Source organism: Acinetobacter courvalinii (genome assembly GCF_014635545.1).
GTDB classification, from domain to species: Bacteria; Pseudomonadota; Gammaproteobacteria; order Pseudomonadales; family Moraxellaceae; genus Acinetobacter; species Acinetobacter courvalinii.
Genome location: NZ_BMDA01000002.1, coordinates 40,904 through 60,420 on the forward strand (window position 1 = coordinate 40,904; position 19,517 = coordinate 60,420).

The following is a 19,517-nucleotide window of genomic DNA, read 5'->3' on the forward strand; positions in this document are numbered from 1 at the left end:
GGCAGATGAGTAGCAGAACAATCAATATTTACGGCGCGCGGCAAAATAATCTTAAAAATATTTCATTGAAAATTCCCAAAAACAAAATCGTTGTGTTCACGGGTGTTTCAGGTTCTGGTAAATCTTCACTGGTTTTTGAAACCATTGGCGCCGAAGCACAACGCCAAATCAATGAAACACAGGACAGTTTTGTGCGCAATCGCTTGCAGCATTTTGGGGTGGCGGATGTCGATAAAATTGAAAATCTGAATGTTCCCGTGATCATCAACCAGAAGCCCTTAACCGGAAATATCCGCTCGACCATCGCCACCATTACCGATATATATGCCAATTTAAGGTTGTTGTTTTCACGCATGGGTGAGCCTTTTGTGGGCTATTCGCATGTTTTTTCGTTCAATCATCCCAATGGCATGTGCCCGCAATGTGAGGGGATTGGTCTGGAACAGACCATTGATATCTATAAAATTCTGGATCTGGACAAATCACTGAATGAAGGCCCCATCGACTTTCCGACCTATCAGCCACATGCCTGGCGCTGGACCCGTTATGCCGACTCGGGCTATTTTGATCTGGATAAAAAGCTTAAAGATTATGATGCGGAAGAGTGGGAGCTTTTCTTACATGCAGCGCAGCATAAACCGCGCCATCCTCGCCAAGACTGGAGAAAAACCGCCTTATATGAAGGTCTGATCCCACGGTTTGAGCGCAATTTTCTAAAAGGCGAAGCCCAAGAGCGTAACCGTTATCGCCATATTCTGGACAAGGTCATTATTGTCAAAAAATGCAGTCTCTGTCAGGGACAACGTCTGAATCAGACTTCGCTGAGCTGTAAAATACAGGGTAAAAATATTTCCAACTGCACCGCCTTGTCGGTGGTTAAGTTACTGAATTTTATCGATTCGATCGAGAATGAAAAGCTGGAGACGGTATTACATGAAATTCGTAATAAACTGCATTATCTAAATCTGGTTGGGCTGAGTTATCTAACGCTAGATCGGGTCAGTAATACTTTATCGGGTGGCGAGTCGCAACGGATCAAAATGGTCAAGCATCTAGGCAATAGTCTGGTCGATCTGCTCTATATTTTCGATGAACCCAGTATCGGCCTGCATCCTAAAGACCTGGAAAATATTATCCAGATCATTCAAAAAATCAGGGACAAGGGCAATAGTGTGCTGTTGGTGGAACATGACCCAGACCTGATCCGGATTGCGGATCATGTGATTGATATGGGACCTTTTTCCGGAAAAAACGGAGGTGAAGTGCTTTATCAGGGCAGTTTTGCCGATCTGAAAAGCTCCTCGGGTTTAACCGGACAGTTTTTCCAGCGATCCAATCACTATAAACAGGTCCCACGCAGCAGTCCGGAAAAAATGACCATAAAAAATGCGCGGCTCTTTAACCTGAAGAATATTCGTGTCGATATTCCCAAGCATTGTCTGACCGTGGTAACGGGCGTTGCGGGCTCAGGTAAAAGTACACTGATGAGCAAAGTATTACCGCAACAATATCCGGAAGTCAAAATCATTGATCAATCCGCCATAACTGCAACGATCCGGTCAAATTTACTGACTTATCTGGACCTGCTGGACAGCATTCGTCAGTTATATGCGCAACAGAATAAGGTCAGCGCGAAACTGTTTAGTTTTAACAGTGAAGGGGCCTGTCCCCAGTGTAAAGGTTCAGGGATTGAGAAAATTGAGCTGGCCTTTCTGGATGATGTCGAAATGGTCTGTGAGGTCTGTCATGGCTCAGGCTATGCAGCGCAGGTCCTCAACTATCTTTATAAAGACAAGAACATTGCCGATGCTTTAAAAATGACGGTGACAGAGGCGTATGAATTTTTTGAAGAAGCCAAATTAAAGCAACAATTCAGGACCTTGATGGATTTAGGACTGGATTATATTGCCATCGGGCAACGCCTGAATAGCTTTTCCGGTGGCGAGCGGCAACGCCTGAAACTCAGCCGTGAGCTTAACCAGACCGATAATATTTTTGTACTGGACGAGCCGAGTACAGGTTTACATCCGTCTGATACGGTTAAACTGATCCAGCTGCTAAATCGCATCGTTGATCAGGGCAACACAGTTATCGTGATTGAGCATAATCTGGAAATCATGACTCAGGCAGACTGGATTATTGATATTGGGCCACTGGCAGGTGAACAGGGTGGAGAACTGATGTTTGCCGGTCCTGTGAGCCAGTTATTAGAACATACCGAATCTTATACGGCGCATTATTTAAGAGATTATTTAAATCGCTAATAGAAAAAGATGGCAGGGTCTACCAGCAAGTCAGGCTCATGTCATGACTTGGTATCGAGCATGATATTTTTGTAAGCGGCCACTAGACACTCTGGATAAAAGGTCGCATCATCCCCGCTTATCAAGGATGATCAAGCTTCAGCATGACCACAAACAAAATTAATGCAGCGGAAAGTATCCGGGGCTTGGCATGTCTCGCCGTTGTGTTGTCACATTTGTCTTTAACCTTCTTTCCCCAAATGCATAATTTTGGCTGGAGCAAGGTTCCCGGATATCCTGTTTTTGCACAATTACATCATTCTCCCTTGGCCTTCTTTTATTCAGGCACCGGTGCGGTTTTTGTCTTCTTTGTCTTAAGCGGCTTTGTCTTGGCCTTGTCCAGTTTTAAAAAACAGAATACCGCCATTCAGCTGAAAAAGTCACTGATCAAGCGTTATCCGCGTTTGGCGATTCCAGCCTTTGTCTCTTGTATTGTGGCTTATCTGGTCTGTTTTGTACCTGTGGATGTCTCGCATGTTTCAGAATGGGGGGCTGCTTTAGCCAATCCTCATCCCCAACTGACCACGGCACTTTATGAGGGCAGTATCGGTGCATTTCTGTTTGGAGATTCAAGCTACAACTGGGTGTTGTGGACCATGCAAATTGAATTGCTTGGCTCAATGGTGATTTATCTGGCCAGTTTCCTATATGGCAAACAGCCGATTTTATCTGGCCTCTTTTTGCTCCTCAGTGTTGCAGCCGCTTCCATGATTTCGCAAACCGTATTGCTTGGCATACTCAGCTTTATTTTGGGAATGGGGCTATTTCTGTACGCGGCAGAGTTAAGCACCGCTATATCTATACTGTTGTTCTTATTAGGATTGTATTTTTGTGGGGCACATAATAGTAGCTTGAGCTATCAGTTGTTTAGGTCATTTCTGGGCGAACAGACCTACGATTATCTGAATTTTCTTGGTGGCTTTCTGGTTGTGTATGCCGTGTTAAAAGGCAAATGGCTGGCCCAGTGTTTTGATCGACGTGCCTTGGTGTTTCTGGGAAAAGTGTCTTTTTCGATTTATCTGATTCATTTGGCGATCCTGTATGCTATGGGGATTCCATTCTTTAATCTTTTGCATGTGCAGCTGGCATTGTCCTATTTCAATGCAGGATTGCTAGCGAGTCTATTTACGATGTTGGTCAGTATCGTTTTGGCGCAGTTATATAGCCGTTATATTGATGATGCCGCGATTAAGCTATCGAACAAACTGGCGAAATTATTTTAGTCTTTAGGATAAGATCAGATTCTGTGCTGTAGCGCTTAAAAAGTTGAACAAACATTACAAAAATAATCAGTGAATGCTTTCTATTCGGCCCAGAATCAGTTTTAATCAGAAAAGGCATAATAAAAATATGGGTTTAAAAATATGAACCGTAACCATCTACGTCAATTTGCATGGGTCACTTCTTTTTTAATTGTTCTATCAGGCTGTGCAACGTCATCCATCCCCGTCAGTTCCAGCGAAAAACTGTTTTATGGTGGGCCGATTCTAACCATGTCGGGCAATACACCTGAATATGCAGAAGCGCTGTTAGTGAAAGATGGAAAAATCCGTTTTGTGGGTGCAAAGCAGCAGGCTGAACGCTTGGCGGATAAAACCGTTCAAACCATTGATCTTAAAAATAAAACTTTATTGCCCAGCTTTATTGATGCGCATAGCCATGTGAATATGGTGGGTTTCCACCAGATGGTCGCCAATCTATATCCGCAACCTGATGGTCAGGTCTCGGATATCAATTCACTGGTCAATGTGTTGAATCAATGGAAAGCCCAGAATCCAGCTGTGATTAAAACCATGGGTGGCTGGATTTTGGGGAATGGCTACGATGACGCACAACTGGCCGAGCAGCGTCATCCGACCGCAGCCGATCTCGATCGCGTCTCAACCGAGCAGCCGGTGATGATTCTGCATCAATCTGGACATCTGGCCTCTGTAAATCATAAAGCCCTTGAATTGCTGAAGATTGATCAGAATACGCCGAATCCTGCGGGTGGGGTGATTCGCCGTGAAGCCCATTCAAATGTTCCAAATGGCGTGTTAGAAGAATCCGCTTTATTTAGCGCCATTGGCTCAATTTTTAAAGATGTGCCTCCTGCGGTAATGTTCCAGATTGCAGAAAAAGGCATAGATGCCTATGTGAAAAATGGTTTTACCACCGTGCAGGAAGGACGGGCAGATCAGGGCACCACGGAAATGTGGCACGCTCTAGCCAAGCAGAATCGACTGCCAATAGATGTGGTGTCTTATCCGGATATTACCACCAGTGAGGACTATATGCTCAAACAGGGCAGCAGCCATCACTATGATCAGCATTTCCGTATTGGTGGAGTGAAAATCAGTCTGGATGGTTCACCTCAGGGCAAAACCGCCTGGCTGACACAACCCTATGTCGTGCCGCCTGAAGGCAAGGATAAAAGCTATAAAGGCTATCCGGCAATCAGCAATGATCAACAGGTGAAGGATTATATCAATTTAGCCTTTAAACAAGGCTGGCAAGTCCTTGCGCATGCCAATGGTGATGCAGCAATTGACCAGTTTATTGCAGCGGTAAAAGATGCGACTGTGAAACAAGGACCAGCAGATCGGCGCAGTGTACTGATCCATTCGCAAACCATCCGTGATGATCAGCTGGATCAGCTTAAGGCCTTAGACATTATTCCTTCCTTCTTCTCGCTACATACTTTTTACTGGGGAGACTGGCATCGTCAGCAAACCTTAGGCGAAACTCGAGCTGCCCATATTTCGCCAACCGCAACGGCTTTAAAAAAGCATCTGATCTTTACCCAACATCATGATGCACCTGTGGTACCCCCGAGCAGTATGATGATGCTCGATGCGACCGTAAACCGAGTCACACGGAGTAATTATGTCTTGGGTGCAGATGAGCGCATTAGCCCTTATCTGGCATTAAAGTCCATGACAGACTGGGCTGCCTATCAATATTTTGAAGAGCAGCAGAAAGGAACATTAGTCCAGGGTAAACTAGCAGATCTGGTGATTCTAAATCAGAACCCGTTGACTGTCCCGAATCGAGAGATTAAAAACATTAAAGTGCTAGCAACCTATAAAGAAGGCAAACTGATTTATCAGGATTCAACAAATTAGGGCTATAAAGAACCGGGCAGAAGGCCCGGTTTTTGCTTCATTACCAACGATAATTGATCTTGCCGTAATAGAACGCGCCATTAAAGCCAAAAGGCGAGAACTGGCTATAAGGCAAGCTGCCGCCAGTCGGTTGGTTGATATCGTAGACATCTCGATCAGGATAAACATCGGTAATATTGTCGCCACCGACAGTGAAGTTCCAGTTTTGATATCGATAAGACAACGCTAAATCCAGTAACCATTTGGCTGAGAATTTTTGGTCTTTGGCTTCGCCAGAATTACTAAAGGTTTTAAAGCTGCCATAGCGGGTGAGATTGGTATTCACCGTGAAGTTGCCAAGTGTATAGTCATTGGCTAAGCTGAATTTATGTTCAGGGGTACTGCCAGCCAATAAACCGTATTGCTCTCGACGATCCAGACGCGTGAGGTTGATACCTAGGGCATCTAAAATAGCGGGATTACCATCCACATGGGTCACTTTATTCTTATTGTAATTGTAGGCCAGTGAGCTATTCAGTTGGCCATAAGGTAAATCTGTCCATTTATAGGTGGCAACTAAGTCAACACCACGCGTGCGGGTATCGCTGGCATTGTTGAAATAACGAATGGTACTGAAGTTGGTGTCGGTGATGCCTTTTGAGTTCAGGTATTGGCGCACGGTCGCGCTGCTGGCATTGATATTGGAAGACAGGCTGATCCGGTTATCAATATCGATCTGATAGGCATCCAGGGTCACATACAAATGATCGGTAGGTGTGAATACCAATCCTACGCTATAGTTTTTCGACTTCTCAGGTTTAAGTTGTTCCGCGCCAAGCAGTTGAGCAACATTTGCGCTTGTAGGGAAGGTTCCTGCTTCAGCAAATTGACCATTGACCAGTTGTGAGGAGGTCTGTGCAAAATATTGTTGAGCCAGACTTGGCGCGCGGAAACCTGTAGAGGCGCTACCGCGTAGTGCAAGCGCAGGATGAATGGCATAACGCAAAGACAATGACGCATTATCGGTATGACCAAAATCATTGTAATATTCATGGCGATAGGCTGTAGAGGCAGACAGTTTCTCAGTTAAGTTGGCCTCCAGGTCCAGATAAGCTGCATAACTGTCGCGAGACCATTCACCTGCATCGGCAGCACGGAAGCCTGCTAGTCCAGAAGAACCACTTTTATAATAGGAAGCTGGATCACCAGCTTGGATCTGATATTTCTGATTTAGATATTGCGTACCAAAGGCAACATTCAACGGGCTGGCGAGTGCGGCCACATTAAACTCACGGGAAAGATCAACATTCACGACCGTCTGAGCATTTTTCAGCGTACCATTTTGGAAGCCAAAAGGTGTGGCAGCAGTGTCTTTATAAAGATCGACATTGATGGTTTTGGTATCGACATCATAACGATTCGAACCATAATTCACCGAGGCATCATAATGCCATGCAGACCAATCGCCTTTGATCCCTGCAACCGCAGCAAAGTCATCAAGTTGGCCCTGAATAATGGGTAGATAGCCGTTTGGATAAAGGGCAGGAATATTATTGGAGGCATTGCTTAAGCGATAGAATCCAGCGGTCTCTGCATTACGGTGGCTATAGGTTGCAAAGGAATACAGTTCAGTTTGATCGCTGAGATCATAACCCAGATTGACGGCTACTTTGACCTCATCGGAATCAGGATCCCCAAAACGGAACGTACGCTGCCCATAGGTGGTTGATTTGGGATCACGCAGGTCAAGGCCAGCACGATTGGTGGCTTGGCTATCCTGCCATTCCCCTGAAAAGATTGCATAACCATAATTCTTCAGTTTGGTGCCACCTGAAACAAAGGATTGCTTTTGTTCACCATCGCCTTTGTTATAAATGCCGTATTTAATCCCCGCTTCGCCATGTTTGGGATTGGATTTCAAAATAATATTAATCACCCCAGCAATCGCATCGGAACCATAGCGAGCTGATGCACCTTCACGCAGGACTTCGACACGGCTAATCGCGGAGATCGGAATTGCATTTAAATCGGTTGGGGCAGAGCCACGACCAATGGTACCGCCAAGGTTAATAAAAGCACCTGTATGGCGCCGTTTGCCATTCACCAGAACCAGCACCTGATCAGGTGCCAGCCCTTTCAATTGGGCAGGACGAACCAGTTCAGTGCCATCTACCACGGTTGGACGTGGAAAATTAATCGAGGGAATAATTCGAGAGAGTGCAGTCCCCAACTCGTTGGAACCTGTCCGTTCAGTCAGTTCTTTGGCACTAATTACATCGATTGGTTGTAAAGACTCTGTTTGCGAGCGATTGTTAGCACGGGTTCCTGTGACGACAACGGTGGCGAGGGTTTTGACCTGTTCTGGATCATTCGGAGGGTTCTCGGCTGCGTGCACCGTGCTATATAGTGCAAGCAAAATCAGGCTCGCACTCAGACTTAAAGGAAAATTTCTTAAAATAGGAGAATGCATTTTTGTGTTCTGCCCCAAGTTCTGTAAACATTTGTGAACATGGTAGGAGGATCAAAAAAAATTCAAAAACAATATAAAAACATAAGGTTAGAACAAAACTCGCAAAGCAATCGCTATGAATTTTAAGTTAATGATTTATATAGTATTGATTTTTAAAATGAAGTTGCTCATTTTTGAATAGGCAATAAAAAAAACCAGCCCGAATGGACTGGTTTTTTTAGAAGGAATTGCTTAGCCAGGCTTAGATATCATCTAGCTTAATGCCTAAACGTGCTGCAACTTCTTCATAGGCTTCGACCACACCACCTAAACCTTGGCGGAAACGGTCTTTATCCAGTTTTTTCTTGGTATCTTTATCCCATAAACGGCAACCGTCTGGAGAGAATTCATCACCCAATACGATACGGTCGTGGAACACGCCGAATTCAAGTTTAAAATCGACCAGAATCATATTACCTGCATCGAATAATGCTTTAAGTACATCATTGACCTGGTAAGTGAGTTCTTTCATTTTTTCAAGCTGTTCAGCAGTCGCCCAACCTAAAGCAATTGCTTGAGATTCGTTCACCATTGGATCGCCAAGCGCATCATCTTTAAAGAATAATTCAAATGTTGGCGGAGTGAGTTCCTTGCCTTCTTCAACGCCTAAACGACGGCAAAGTGAACCAGCAGCATAGTTACGAATAACGCATTCCACCGGGATCATCTGAAGTTTTTTAACCAATACTTCAGTTGGAGAAAGCAATTTTTCAAAATGCGTTTCAATACCTGCTTCAGCCAGTTTATCCATGATGAAGGCGTTAAAACGGTTGTTGACCTTGCCCTTACGATCGAGTTGCTCGATTTTTTCGCCATTGAATGCCGAGGCATCATCACGGAAGACTAAAATCAGGTGATCAGCGTTATCTGTTTCATATACAGATTTAGCTTTACCAGTATAGAGCAAGGTTTGTTTTAACATGAGGGAACCTTTTGAAAAAAATGCCTAGTAAACGACTAGGCTGGCCAGTTTTGGTAAATCTGGGCTAATACTTCCGTTGCAACCGCAGGGTCTGCAAAGGTTGTATCAAGTTTGAACAATGCAATGGTATTGCTTGAGCCAACAGCCGTAAGCTTGAGTAGATAGTTTTGCTCACCGACTTGAATGGTTGCTTCATAGCCATGATCTGCCTGAGAGATGACCTTGTAGTTGAGGCTGCTCACAGTTGCAAAGGTATATTGCCAAGCCGTTGCAGTCGGACCATCCACTTTCAGCAATGGATTTTTATTTCCGTCCATCACCAGTTGTGGGCGACCCAGGCTGGTTGCTGTCGCTTCAGTTGTGTTGCTAGGTGCAGTTTGCACTGACTCTGGGCGAGGAAGTGCATAACGGTTGCCAGTCTTGTTTTCAAATGTCGGCGCATGTTCAATCGCAAGCGGGTCAACCGTTGGTGCCGGATACAATGGCGTAAATGGTCTTACCGTTGCATTCTCAGGGAACTTGAGTGGTTCAAGCGCTTGCGCTTTTTTATAATCTAAAGAATGATTATTGAGGGCAAAACGACCACAACCAGCCAAACTTAAAGCTGAAATGACTAGGACAACACCAAGACGTAATTGCATCATAAATTGCTCGTATTAAATAATTCCCGCAGTTTTCAAATCTGTGCGGAGAGGTTCACGATATTGTTCTGCTAGAGCGGTTAATGGCAGGCGTAAACCTGTACTGATATATCCCATCTCATGCAACGCCCATTTCACAGGAATTGGGTTTGATTCGCAAAACAAAATATTGTGTAGATTTGCAATTTGCTGATTCAGACTTTGTGCTTTGGCTTGATCGCCCGCTAATGCAGCTTCACAAACTTCGCTCATTTGTTTGGGTGCGACATTGGCCGTCACCGAAATATTACCTTTCGCACCACGCAAGATCAGTTCCCAAGCCGTTTCATCATCACCTGAGTAGACTGCGATTTTACCTTTTAAACCTTCGATGAGGGCTTGACCGCGGGGTACATCGCCGGTTGCATCTTTAATCCCAACAATGTTTTGAATATCAGCAAGACGAATAACAGTCTCGTTTTGCATATCTACGCCAGTACGACCTGGAACATTATAAAGAATTTGTGGAATATCAACTGCTTCAGCAATTGCTTTATAATGTTGATATAAGCCTTCTTGGGTAGGTTTATTATAATATGGCGTAACGAGTAAGGCTGCATCTGCACCGAGTTCTTTTGCTGCTTTGGTCAGCTCAATTGCTTCGCGTGTGGAGTTTGCACCGGTACCCGCAATAATCGGGATGCGTTTATTGGCTACACGGATCACTTCTTTGATGACTTGTGTATGCTCTTCCATGCTTAATGTTGAGGCTTCGCCCGTTGTGCCAACAGCAACAATACTATGTGTACCTTGTTGGATGTGCCACTCAACGAGCTTCTCCAGGCTCTTCCAATCTACGCGACCATCTTCAAACATAGGGGTGACGAGTGCGACAATTGAGCCTTGAATATTCTGTGCTAGCTGAGTCATTTTAAAAAACTATCCTATTTTCCCATCCGAGATTGAATTAGTTGAAACGAAATAGTGGATGGTTGCAGTATTTTGATTCGTCGTCCAATAATGAATTCGATTGAATGACAATTATGCAAATTATGACTGATCAGCGGCATAAGAACAATATGCTTTAGTCAAACAGCCGAAAACTTTAATTCAACTTTTACCTGAATAATTTTCATGTTAAGAAAAGTTCAGTTGAAAGTAGCCAGACGATACAGAGCAGCGTATGTTAGAAAGGAGCCAGCAATCCAGAATGAATCACAATATGCATACACATGTGAAACACAGCGCACTCATTGTTGTGGATGTACAAAACGGGTTTACCCCGGGTGGAAACTTAGCAGTCACGGATGCCGATCAGATTATTCCACTCATTAATCAGCTGGCGCGACAGTTTGAAATGGTGGTGCTGACCCAAGACTGGCATCCAGAACAGCATATTTCCTTTGCCGATAATCATGAAAATAAAGCGCCTTTTGAAACCATTGAGCTGCCTTATGGAACGCAAGTATTGTGGCCCAAGCATTGTGTGCAGGGCACAGCGGATGCCGAATTTCATCCGGCGCTGGATATTCCAACGGCGCAGTTGATTATCCGTAAAGGTTTTCACCCCGAGATTGACAGTTATTCTGCTTTTATGGAGGCAGATCGTAAAACACCGACCGGTCTCAACGGCTATTTAAAAGAACATCAAATTGATACAGTCTATATTGTGGGAATTGCCACTGATTTTTGTGTGGCATGGACAGCACTGGATGCCGTACAGATGGGTTTTACAACCTATGTGATTGAGGATGCCTGTAAAGCCATAGATTTGAATGGTTCATTGCAGAGTGCATGGCAGAGTATGTTGGCACAGGGCGTACAGCGTATTCAGTCGGGTGCGATTTTGGCATCAGCTTGAGCTGTCTGAGCGAAAGGCGTTAAACTGCTGGAAAATGATGGATCAGCATCCGCTAAATCATAACTTAAGGCAGAATTGAGCATTTTATGAAAGTCGAACTCGATGATTTTGATCAGAAAATTATTCATCATTTACAAATGAACGGACGTTTGGCCAATCAGGAACTGGCTGAACTGGTGGGTTTGTCAACCTCGCAATGTTCACGCCGTCGTGTGCAGCTGGAACAGAAAAAAATCATTACCGGCTATTATGCGCAAATTGCATTGAGCGCTGATCCTGCGCCAATCATGGGCATTATTGAAGTGAAATTACAGAATTATCATGATGCGACCCACGATCGTTTTGTGGAATTTCTTCTGAATGAACCGGCAGTGAAAGACATTCATAAACTGACCGGAAGTTATGACTTTGCCCTGAAAGTTGCGGTGAAAAATCTGGATGAAATGGTCAAATTGATCGGTATTCTTTCTTCCCAAACTTTTGGCGTCAGCAATCTGAATACTTCAATTGTTTTGGAAAAGCTCAAGGAAAACGGGATCGCGATTAAATAAAAAACGGATTTCCCATGAACGGGGAACAAGCGCTGATTGCAAATAGGCTGTTTATACCGAATGGCTTATTTTGAATATAAATTGCATTTATGGCAAAAATATAAGAATAAATTGCGTATTTAGAATAAAAATGATCAAATATGCCGCCCTTTCTTTGAAAGGCATCTCTCCCTTCTGCTGTTCCGTGATTGAGTTGTATCTTTATGAATACCGAGCAAAATGTATCTCTGGTCAGTCCAGTCGTGCCTATTATTGACCAACATTCCAAAATTGAAGATGCGTTGGCACTGTTGACGGGAACATTTATCCTTTCTTTTGCCATGACCTTATTACAGCAAGCCGGCATTATGACGGGTGGTACAGCAGGACTGTCTTTGCTACTGCATTATATTACCGACATCAAATTTGGTATTTTATTCTTCTTTATCAATATCCCGTTCTATTATTTTGCCTATAAGAAAATGGGGATGGCATTGGTGGTAAAAACCTTTATCGCTGTTGCCTTGCTGGCCGGGTTTACTGCCCTCATTCCGCAATTTTTTCATCTCTCTGATGTTCATCCGATTTATGCGGCGATTTTTGCCAATGTCTTGATGGGGGTGAGTTTCCTGATTTTATTTAGACATCGTTCCAGTTTAGGCGGTATCAATTTACTGGCTTTATATTTACAGGAACGCTTCAATATTCCAGCGGGTAAGGTACAGTTGGGAATTGATCTGGCAATTTTGCTCACGTCGCTGCTGTTCGTCGACTGGAAGTTGATTCTGGTTTCTATTATGGGCGTGGTTATTCTTAATTCGATTATTTTGCTGAATCATAAAACCACACGCTATATTGCATAAAATTATTTTAAATTATTGTTTTATCTCAATTAATAAACTGTAAAAGCAGAGAAGAAGGGCGAACCCTTCTTCTCTTTCTATTTTTACTCTACCGTTACACTCTTGGCAAGGTTACGCGGTTGATCGACATCAGTCCCACGTAATACGGCCACATGGTAAGACAACAGTTGTACAGGGACGCTGTAAACGATCGGTGCTAACCATTCATTGACAGCTGGAACATGCACAACATGCTGACGGTCTTTGCCATGGATACCGCTATTTTCATCTGCGAAAACAAACAGTTCACCACCACGGGCCTGTACTTCTTCCATGTTCGATTTGAGTTTGTCAAGCATGTCATCCTGCGGAGCTAAAATGACCACTGGCATTTCATTATCTACCAAAGCCAGTGGGCCATGCTTCAATTCACCTGCAGCATAGCCTTCAGCATGAATATATGAAATTTCTTTTAGCTTTAATGCGCCTTCAAGTGCGATTGGGAAATGCGTACCGCGACCCAAGAACAGGCAGTGATTTTTTTCAACGAACAGCGCAGACAAACGCAGAATTTCAGTATCACCCTGTAAGGTATCCAAAATCACTTTCGGGCAGTGCCATAATGCAGTGGTGATTTCATTAAGCTGTGCATCAGACAGGCGTTGTTTCACCTGACCGATTTTCAGGATCAATAACATCAATGCTGCAAGTTGCGTGGTAAAGGCTTTGGTTGAAGCCACCCCGATTTCAGGGCCCGCCAGTGTCAGTAAATGATGATCTGTTTCACGAACCATAGAAGAGGTCGCAACGTTACAGATGGTCATGGTGCTGATGGCAATGTTATTGGCTTTGGCACGTTTTTGGGTTTCACGTAATGCAGCCAGGGTATCTGCCGTTTCACCAGATTGAGAAATACAGATATACAAGGTATTTGCCACAATCACAGGGCTGCGGTAACGGAATTCGCTTGCGATTTCAACCTGGCACGGTACGCCAATTAATTGTTCAAACCAGTATTTGGCAATCATGCCGGCATGGTAGCTGGTACCACAGGCAATAATTTGAATTTGCTGGATTTTATTGAAATCTGCATCGGCATGATTGAGGAAATCTTCGCGTAAGCTATTGCCATTCAATGCCTGAGAAATAGTTTGCTGGATCGCTTCAGGTTGCTCATAAATTTCTTTGAGCATGAAGTGCTTATATTCACCCTTAGACGCATTGCTAACGGTCGCATCTAATTCCTTGACCGGACGCTGTACAGGCTCGCCGTTAACAAAAACTTCAATACTGTTACGGGTTAAGCGTGCAATATCGCCTTCTTCTAAATAAACGAAGCGATTGGTCACAGGTAATAAGGCCAACTGGTCAGAACTGATAAAGTTCTCGCCGATACCGACCCCAATCACCAGTGGTGAACCTTCACGTACGGTGATCAACTCGTCTGGGTGGGCGGTATGCACAATACCCAGTGCATAAGCACCTTTCAGGCGAGGAGTAATCTGTTGTACTGCTTCTAGCAGACTATCGGTTTGCTTGAGTGCATCATTCACCAGATGCGCCACAACTTCGGTATCGGTTTGTGAGGTAAAGACATAACCCAAAGCTTGTAATTCATCTTTAAGTTCTTGATAGTTTTCGATAATACCGTTATGGACTACTGCAACATTGCCAGAAACGTGAGGATGCGCATTGTTTTCAGTCGGCTTGCCGTGGGTTGCCCAACGGGTGTGTGCAATCCCTACATTGCCGGTTAAATGTTGTTCTGCTACAGCTTCAGCCAGATTAGCCACTTTACCCACGCGACGCTCACGCAAGATTTGCTGTTTATTCAATAAGGCTAAACCTGCAGAGTCATAGCCACGATATTCCAGACGCTTGAGACCTTCGATCAGAATCTCGGTTACACAACGTTCAGCAACGCCACCAACAATACCACACATAATTTTATCCTCTTATTTTTTCAGTTTTTGGGGACGTTGATAATCCGCTTTTTCAAACTGCTTTGATCGTTCCACAGCCAAACTACGCTCAGCTACATCTCGGGTTAAGGTAGATCCCGCACCTGTAGTCGCACCCTGACCGATTCTAATCGGTGCAACCAGTGAGTTATTGGTTCCAATAAAGACATGATCTTCAATAATGGTACGGTGTTTGTTGGCACCGTCATAGTTGCAGGTAATGGTGCCTGCACCAATATTACAGCCTGCACCAATGTCAGCATCACCTAGATAAGTGAAATGATTGGCCTTAGAACCCAGACCGATGTTGGAATTCTTGACTTCAACAAAGTTACCGATATGGACGTCATTGGCAAGATTGGCGCCTGGACGTAAGCGTGCGAAAGGCCCAATCTGGGTATTCTCGCCTACAACCGCATTTTCAAAAATACTATAGGCCTGTACTTGGGTTCCGGCAGCGATACGGGTATTTTTTAAGATACAGCCTGCACCGAGCTGGACGTTATCACCCAGTTCACAGTCACCTTCAATAATGACATTGATATCAATCTGCACATCTTGACCGCACTTGAGGTTGCCACGTAAATCAAAACGATTCGGGTCAATCAAATGCACGCCCTGTTCCATCAGTTCTTTGGCTTGCTGTTGCTGGAATTGACGTTCTAGCGTCGCCAGCTGGAGACGGTTATTGACTCCATCTACCTCAAAGGCCAGTTCTGGTTCAACTGAGGCAACTTCCATACCGTCCGCAATGGCCATTGCCACGATATCGGTCAGGTAATATTCGCCTTGGGCATTTTCATTGGAAAGTTGAGGCAACCACTGATGCAGTTTTGCATTGCTCACCGCATAAATACCGGTATTAAATTCTTTAATCTGGCGTTGTGCTTCGCTGGCATCTTTATGCTCAACAATGGCCTGGATTTTACCGTCTTGACGGACAATGCGGCCATAGCCTGTAGCATCTTCTACGGTCAGTGTTACCAGGCCAATGCCAGTCTGTGTAGCGGCATCTAATAATTTTTGGAGGGTATTGGCATGAATACACGGAACATCACCGGATAAAATCAGCGAAATACCCTCTTGTGGTAGCACTGGTAAGGTCATTTGAACCGCATGACCGGTACCTAACTGTTCTGCTTGCTCAACCCATTCAACCTGTTCAGTTGCAAAGCGTTGTTGAACCAGCTCGCCGCCATGTCCATAAATCGTAATAATATTATCGGCATGTAACTTTTTAGCGGTCTGGATCACGTGTCCAAGCAATGGACGTCCTGCAAGTGGTTGTAATACTTTTGGTAATTTTGAACGCATTCGCGTTCCTTTTCCTGCTGCAAGAATAATAACAGTTGTTGACATAACTAACTCTAATTCAATGGCTTAAGTCAAAATATAAAAATGGATAATAAAAATACATAATGCTGCCCAGAGACCTGCAATGATGTCATCCAGCATGATTCCGAAGCCGCCAGAGACTTTCTGGTCTGCCCAGTTGATAGGGAAAGGTTTCCAGACATCAAATATACGGAATAGAATGAAACCGGCAATGACCCATACCCAGTTTACTTGTTGTAAATAAAGTAAAGGCAGCAGAGTAATGGATTGTCCTGCAAACTCGTCCCATACAATACGTCCATCGTCGTGAACGTTGATCACTTTTGCGGTATGTCCACAGATGTAAATACCAATCAAGGACATGAAAATCACGATAATAATGCTGGCAGGCAGACCGAGATAAACCCAGAGCGGGGTAAATAACAGGGCAAAGGCCGAACCAAATGTCCCCGGTGCTTTAGGCGCTAAACCAGAACCGAAACCGACACCGCAAAACACGATGAAACGGTCAAACCAAGTCATTTGGTTAAAGTGAATGGGAGGTTTATGCAAAGTGTTGGTATCCATGAACATGTAACGGGCAGGGTTTGCCCTGATACTCAAATAACAATCCAGTTTGTTGGGTAATTTCGCCAATTATTGTAATCGGAACATCTAATTGTTGTCGCGACAGTTCTTTAAAGTTTTGCGGTGATATTGTAAAGCATAATTCGTAATCATCACCGCCAGCAAGGGCATAATGCCAAGCCTGTTGCAGATCGAGTTGTTTTAGTGATGAATCCAACGGAAGTTGGTCGAGCTGTAATTTTGCACCGACATTGGATGCCTTGAGAATATGACCCAGATCCTGAGCCAGGCCATCGGACACATCAATCATGCTGGAGGCCAGGCCTTTCAACTGCTGGCCGAGTTGGCAGCGTGGTGTTGGATAATCCAGACGTTGTTGCAGGGCATGTCCAAGATGTTGCAAGCCAAAGGCTGCGTCTCCGACTTGTCCACTGACACAAATATAGTCGCCAACCTGAGCACCTGCACGCGTGATAGCCTGACCATGCTCAATCCAGCCTAGAGCAGTCACACTGATAGTCAGTTGGGTACTTTGGGTGGTATCGCCCCCGATCAGGCTGACCCCAAATTGATCGCAGCAATCGAAAAGTCCCTGGCTAAATCCGGCCAGCCAGTCATGATCTACGGTCGGTAAGCTGAGTGCCAGTAAAATACTGTGGGGTTTTGCGCCCATGGCCGCCAGATCCGATAAATTGACGGCGACACTTTTCCAGCCAATCGCATGCGCTACAGTATCTAGAGGAAAATGTCGGCCAGCAACCAGTGTATCTGCACAGATCACCAATTGTTGTGAGGGAGGGGGAGTGACGATGGCTGAGTCATCACCGATGCCTAAACTTACATCTTGAGTAGATGTGCGCTTAAAGTAACGCTCAATAATGGAAAACTCAGCCATACAACATCAAGCCTATTATTTTGCTTGTTGTTTTTCAGCTTCACGAAGTTTTGATGAAAGACGGTCTAATACACCATTGATGTATTTATGGCTGTCTGCACCACCAAAGTGTTTCGCTAACTCAATTGCTTCATCAAGTACAACACGATATGGCACTTCGAGATGATCGCGGAGTTCATAAGCGCCTAAACGCAAAGTTGCAAGCTCTACACCATCAAGCGCACTGAGCTCACGGTCAAGTACCGGGATGAGGAGCTCATCTAAAGCTTCATGTTGAGCAACCACTTGAGTGAGCAATTCATGATAATAGTTGAGGTCAACTTTGTGCATCGCATTTTCAACACGCGTGCGTGCTTCAATTTCGTGTACAGGGTTATGACTCATTTGCCATTCATAAATCCCTTGTACAGCAAAACGACGTGCTTTGCGTTTCGCTGCATAAGCGGCCTGAAGTGTTTGCGACATGCTTTAAATTGCCTTTAATAAGTTAACCATTTCGATTGCAGTCAATGCAGCTTCGCTACCTTTGTTACCTGCTTTCGTACCAGAACGTTCAATTGCTTGTTCAATGCTGTCTGTCGTCAAGACACCATTGATCACTGGCATTGTGCTTTCAAGTGCAACCACACCTAAACCTTTCGCACATTCGCCTGCAACAAAATCAAAATGTGGTGTGCTACCACGAATCACTGCACCTAAGGCAATGATGGCATCAAATTTATTTGAAGCCGCTAATTTTTTCGCAACGATCGGCAGTTCCCATGCACCTGGTGCATGAATAACCGTAATCGCGTCTTCTGAAACGCCATGACGTTTTAACGTGTCGATTGCGCCTTCAAGTAAATGTTCAACCACGAAGCTGTTGAAACGACCGACTAAGATCGCATAACGACCTTCGCTTGCGAGATGTAATAAACCTTCAATACGGCGAATTGCCATAGCAACCTCGATTATTTTGCTGTGATTTGATCGGCAGTGATGTATTCCACTACCTCTAAATTAAATCCTGACAGGGCATTGAAACGAAGTGGAGAACTCAACAACTTCATTTTCTCAACACCCAGGTCACGTAAAATCTGTGCACCGACACCAATGGTCTGGTATTGATGAGACAGTGCGGCATTCGATTTCAGCGGTTTTGGCTGATTCAAACTATTTAAAGCCGGACCTAAATCTTCTAAATGATCCTGACCGATCCAGACCAGCACGCCACGATCACTTGCCGCAATGGTCTTCATGGCCAGATCAAGATTCCATGCCGGTGAACCGTCTGCTTTATTCAGCTTTAACAAGTCACGAATCGGACTGAAACCATGCACACGCACGGTGGTGACACCCTGTTTCGGTTCGCCTTTGACCAAGGCAACATGAATGTCCGGATTACCGATTTCACGGTATTTGTACAATTCAAATGCGCCGTATTCAGTTTCGATGCTTTCTTGAGACAAACGTTCAACGGTTTGCTCATTGGTCATACGGTAATGAATCAGGTCTGCAATGGTCCCAATTTTTAAACCATGTTTTTCTGCAAACACTTCCAGATCTGGGCGACGTGCCATGGTACCGTCATCATTGATAATTTCACAGATCACGGATGCCGGTTCAAGACCCGCCAAACGGGTTAAATCACAACCTGCTTCGGTATGACCTGCACGGTGTAACACCCCACCCGGTTGGGCCATCAATGGGAAAATATGCCCTGGCTGTACGATATCACTTGGCTTGGCATGGGCAGCCACTGCAGTACGAATGGTATGCGCACGTTCAGCTGCTGAAATACCGGTGCTAATGCCTTCTGCTGCTTCAATGGAAAGCGTGAAGTTGGTCGCATGCTGTGCGCCGTTCTGATCTACCATTAATGGCAGATTGAGTTGCTTACAACGCTCGCGGCTTAAGGTCAGGCAGACCAGACCACGTGCATGGGTAATCATGAAGTTAATATCTTCAGGGCGAACATGCGTTGCGGCGATGACCAGGTCACCTTCATTTTCACGATCTTCATCATCCATCAGGATGACCATTTTGCCTGCACGAATATCTGCGACAAGCTCTTCAACACGACTCAGCGGCATTCGCTTTCACCTTTGAT

At 44.7% G+C, this 19,517-nt stretch carries 17 protein-coding genes; 6 read left to right on the plus strand and 11 right to left on the minus strand.

All coding sequences use genetic code 11. From position 1 onward, the window contains the following. Nucleotides 1-5: 5 nt before the first annotated feature. From IEV39_RS09780 to IEV39_RS09790, 3 genes are all read left to right on the plus strand, one after another. Nucleotides 6-2,264 carry an ATP-binding cassette domain-containing protein gene (locus IEV39_RS09780; RefSeq protein ID WP_005282248.1) on the plus strand — a complete coding sequence of 753 codons (2,259 nt, stop codon included), beginning with the start codon at nt 6-8 and terminating at the stop codon, nt 2,262-2,264. 143 nt (nt 2,265-2,407) lie between these two features. Further along, a complete protein-coding gene (locus IEV39_RS09785; RefSeq protein ID WP_005282250.1) occupies nt 2,408-3,526 on the plus strand; it encodes an acyltransferase family protein in 1,119 nt (372 codons plus the stop codon). Between the two features lie 141 nt (nt 3,527-3,667). After that, nucleotides 3,668-5,407, plus strand: a complete 1,740-nt coding sequence (locus IEV39_RS09790; RefSeq protein WP_005282253.1) for an amidohydrolase — start codon at nt 3,668-3,670, stop codon at nt 5,405-5,407. Between the two features lie 40 nt (nt 5,408-5,447). On the opposite strand, the gene IEV39_RS09795 is transcribed toward IEV39_RS09790, so the two are convergent. From IEV39_RS09795 to dapA, 4 genes are all read right to left on the minus strand, one after another. Further along, the gene (locus IEV39_RS09795; RefSeq protein ID WP_005282255.1) at nt 5,448-7,856 is read right to left on the minus strand and encodes a TonB-dependent receptor plug domain-containing protein; all 2,409 of its coding nucleotides are present in this window, start codon (nt 7,854-7,856) and stop codon (nt 5,448-5,450) included. A gap of 241 nt (nt 7,857-8,097) precedes the next feature. Then, nucleotides 8,098-8,817 carry a phosphoribosylaminoimidazolesuccinocarboxamide synthase gene (gene purC / locus IEV39_RS09800; RefSeq protein WP_005228073.1) on the minus strand — a complete coding sequence of 240 codons (720 nt, stop codon included), beginning with the start codon at nt 8,815-8,817 and terminating at the stop codon, nt 8,098-8,100. 35 nt (nt 8,818-8,852) lie between these two features. Further along, a complete protein-coding gene (locus IEV39_RS09805; RefSeq protein WP_005228071.1) occupies nt 8,853-9,458 on the minus strand; it encodes a hypothetical protein in 606 nt (201 codons plus the stop codon). A gap of 15 nt (nt 9,459-9,473) precedes the next feature. Next, entirely contained in the window at nt 9,474-10,367 is an 894-nt protein-coding gene (gene dapA, locus IEV39_RS09810) for a 4-hydroxy-tetrahydrodipicolinate synthase (RefSeq protein ID WP_005282259.1), read from the minus strand. A 292-nt stretch (nt 10,368-10,659) separates the two neighbouring features. Between dapA and pncA the strand changes: the two genes are divergently transcribed. From pncA to IEV39_RS09825, 3 genes are all read left to right on the plus strand, one after another. After that, complete coding sequence (gene pncA / locus IEV39_RS09815; RefSeq protein ID WP_032883127.1) at nt 10,660-11,298, plus strand: bifunctional nicotinamidase/pyrazinamidase; 639 nt, start codon at nt 10,660-10,662, stop codon at nt 11,296-11,298. A gap of 86 nt (nt 11,299-11,384) precedes the next feature. Further along, entirely contained in the window at nt 11,385-11,849 is a 465-nt protein-coding gene (locus IEV39_RS09820) for an Lrp/AsnC family transcriptional regulator (RefSeq protein ID WP_005282264.1), read from the plus strand. 203 nt (nt 11,850-12,052) lie between these two features. Beyond that, the gene (locus IEV39_RS09825; RefSeq protein ID WP_005282267.1) at nt 12,053-12,691 is read left to right on the plus strand and encodes a YitT family protein; all 639 of its coding nucleotides are present in this window, start codon (nt 12,053-12,055) and stop codon (nt 12,689-12,691) included. A gap of 83 nt (nt 12,692-12,774) precedes the next feature. Here IEV39_RS09825 and glmS read toward each other — a convergent pair whose 3' ends face one another. From glmS to ribBA, 7 genes are read right to left on the minus strand one after another with little or no spacing between them, the layout of a single operon-like run. Next, entirely contained in the window at nt 12,775-14,613 is a 1,839-nt protein-coding gene (gene glmS / locus IEV39_RS09830) for a glutamine--fructose-6-phosphate transaminase (isomerizing) (RefSeq protein ID WP_005282269.1), read from the minus strand. A 12-nt stretch (nt 14,614-14,625) separates the two neighbouring features. Further along, nucleotides 14,626-15,990 carry a bifunctional UDP-N-acetylglucosamine diphosphorylase/glucosamine-1-phosphate N-acetyltransferase GlmU gene (gene glmU, locus IEV39_RS09835; RefSeq protein ID WP_032880102.1) on the minus strand — a complete coding sequence of 455 codons (1,365 nt, stop codon included), beginning with the start codon at nt 15,988-15,990 and terminating at the stop codon, nt 14,626-14,628. A 21-nt stretch (nt 15,991-16,011) separates the two neighbouring features. Next, nucleotides 16,012-16,533, minus strand: coding sequence for a phosphatidylglycerophosphatase A family protein (locus IEV39_RS09840; RefSeq protein WP_005282273.1), 522 nt, complete (start codon nt 16,531-16,533; stop codon nt 16,012-16,014). Then, complete coding sequence (thiL, locus tag IEV39_RS09845) at nt 16,511-17,428, minus strand: thiamine-phosphate kinase (RefSeq protein ID WP_005282277.1); 918 nt, start codon at nt 17,426-17,428, stop codon at nt 16,511-16,513. The genes IEV39_RS09840 and thiL overlap by 23 nt, the downstream gene beginning before the upstream one ends. A 15-nt stretch (nt 17,429-17,443) precedes the next feature. After that, nucleotides 17,444-17,893, minus strand: a complete 450-nt coding sequence (gene nusB, locus IEV39_RS09850) for a transcription antitermination factor NusB (RefSeq protein WP_005060316.1) — start codon at nt 17,891-17,893, stop codon at nt 17,444-17,446. A 3-nt stretch (nt 17,894-17,896) separates the two neighbouring features. Next, entirely contained in the window at nt 17,897-18,367 is a 471-nt protein-coding gene (gene ribH / locus IEV39_RS09855; RefSeq protein WP_004659764.1) for a 6,7-dimethyl-8-ribityllumazine synthase, read from the minus strand. A gap of 11 nt (nt 18,368-18,378) precedes the next feature. After that, nucleotides 18,379-19,500, minus strand: coding sequence for a bifunctional 3,4-dihydroxy-2-butanone-4-phosphate synthase/GTP cyclohydrolase II (gene ribBA / locus IEV39_RS09860; RefSeq protein ID WP_005228053.1), 1,122 nt, complete (start codon nt 19,498-19,500; stop codon nt 18,379-18,381). Nucleotides 19,501-19,517: the final 17 nt, after the last annotated feature.

Excerpts from the sequence above, each read along its gene's own strand:
- glmS (WP_005282269.1), bottom strand. The coding sequence starts at position 14,613 with ATGTGTGGTATTGTTGGTGGCGTTGCTGAACGTTGTGTAACCGAGATT.
- IEV39_RS09820 (WP_005282264.1), top strand. The coding sequence starts at position 11,385 with ATGAAAGTCGAACTCGATGATTTTGATCAGAAAATTATTCATCATTTA.
- glmU (WP_032880102.1), bottom strand. The coding sequence starts at position 15,990 with ATGTCAACAACTGTTATTATTCTTGCAGCAGGAAAAGGAACGCGAATG.
- ribH (WP_004659764.1), bottom strand. The coding sequence starts at position 18,367 with ATGGCAATTCGCCGTATTGAAGGTTTATTACATCTCGCAAGCGAAGGT.
- nusB (WP_005060316.1), bottom strand. The coding sequence starts at position 17,893 with ATGTCGCAAACACTTCAGGCCGCTTATGCAGCGAAACGCAAAGCACGT.
- IEV39_RS09790 (WP_005282253.1), top strand. The coding sequence starts at position 3,668 with ATGAACCGTAACCATCTACGTCAATTTGCATGGGTCACTTCTTTTTTA.
- purC (WP_005228073.1), bottom strand. The coding sequence starts at position 8,817 with ATGTTAAAACAAACCTTGCTCTATACTGGTAAAGCTAAATCTGTATAT.
- dapA (WP_005282259.1), bottom strand. The coding sequence starts at position 10,367 with ATGACTCAGCTAGCACAGAATATTCAAGGCTCAATTGTCGCACTCGTC.
- ribBA (WP_005228053.1), bottom strand. The coding sequence starts at position 19,500 with ATGCCGCTGAGTCGTGTTGAAGAGCTTGTCGCAGATATTCGTGCAGGC.
- IEV39_RS09795 (WP_005282255.1), bottom strand. The coding sequence starts at position 7,856 with ATGCATTCTCCTATTTTAAGAAATTTTCCTTTAAGTCTGAGTGCGAGC.
- thiL (WP_005282277.1), bottom strand. The coding sequence starts at position 17,428 with ATGGCTGAGTTTTCCATTATTGAGCGTTACTTTAAGCGCACATCTACT.
- IEV39_RS09840 (WP_005282273.1), bottom strand. The coding sequence starts at position 16,533 with ATGGATACCAACACTTTGCATAAACCTCCCATTCACTTTAACCAAATG.
- IEV39_RS09780 (WP_005282248.1), top strand. The coding sequence starts at position 6 with ATGAGTAGCAGAACAATCAATATTTACGGCGCGCGGCAAAATAATCTT.
- IEV39_RS09785 (WP_005282250.1), top strand. The coding sequence starts at position 2,408 with ATGACCACAAACAAAATTAATGCAGCGGAAAGTATCCGGGGCTTGGCA.
- pncA (WP_032883127.1), top strand. The coding sequence starts at position 10,660 with ATGCATACACATGTGAAACACAGCGCACTCATTGTTGTGGATGTACAA.
- IEV39_RS09825 (WP_005282267.1), top strand. The coding sequence starts at position 12,053 with ATGAATACCGAGCAAAATGTATCTCTGGTCAGTCCAGTCGTGCCTATT.
- IEV39_RS09805 (WP_005228071.1), bottom strand. The coding sequence starts at position 9,458 with ATGCAATTACGTCTTGGTGTTGTCCTAGTCATTTCAGCTTTAAGTTTG.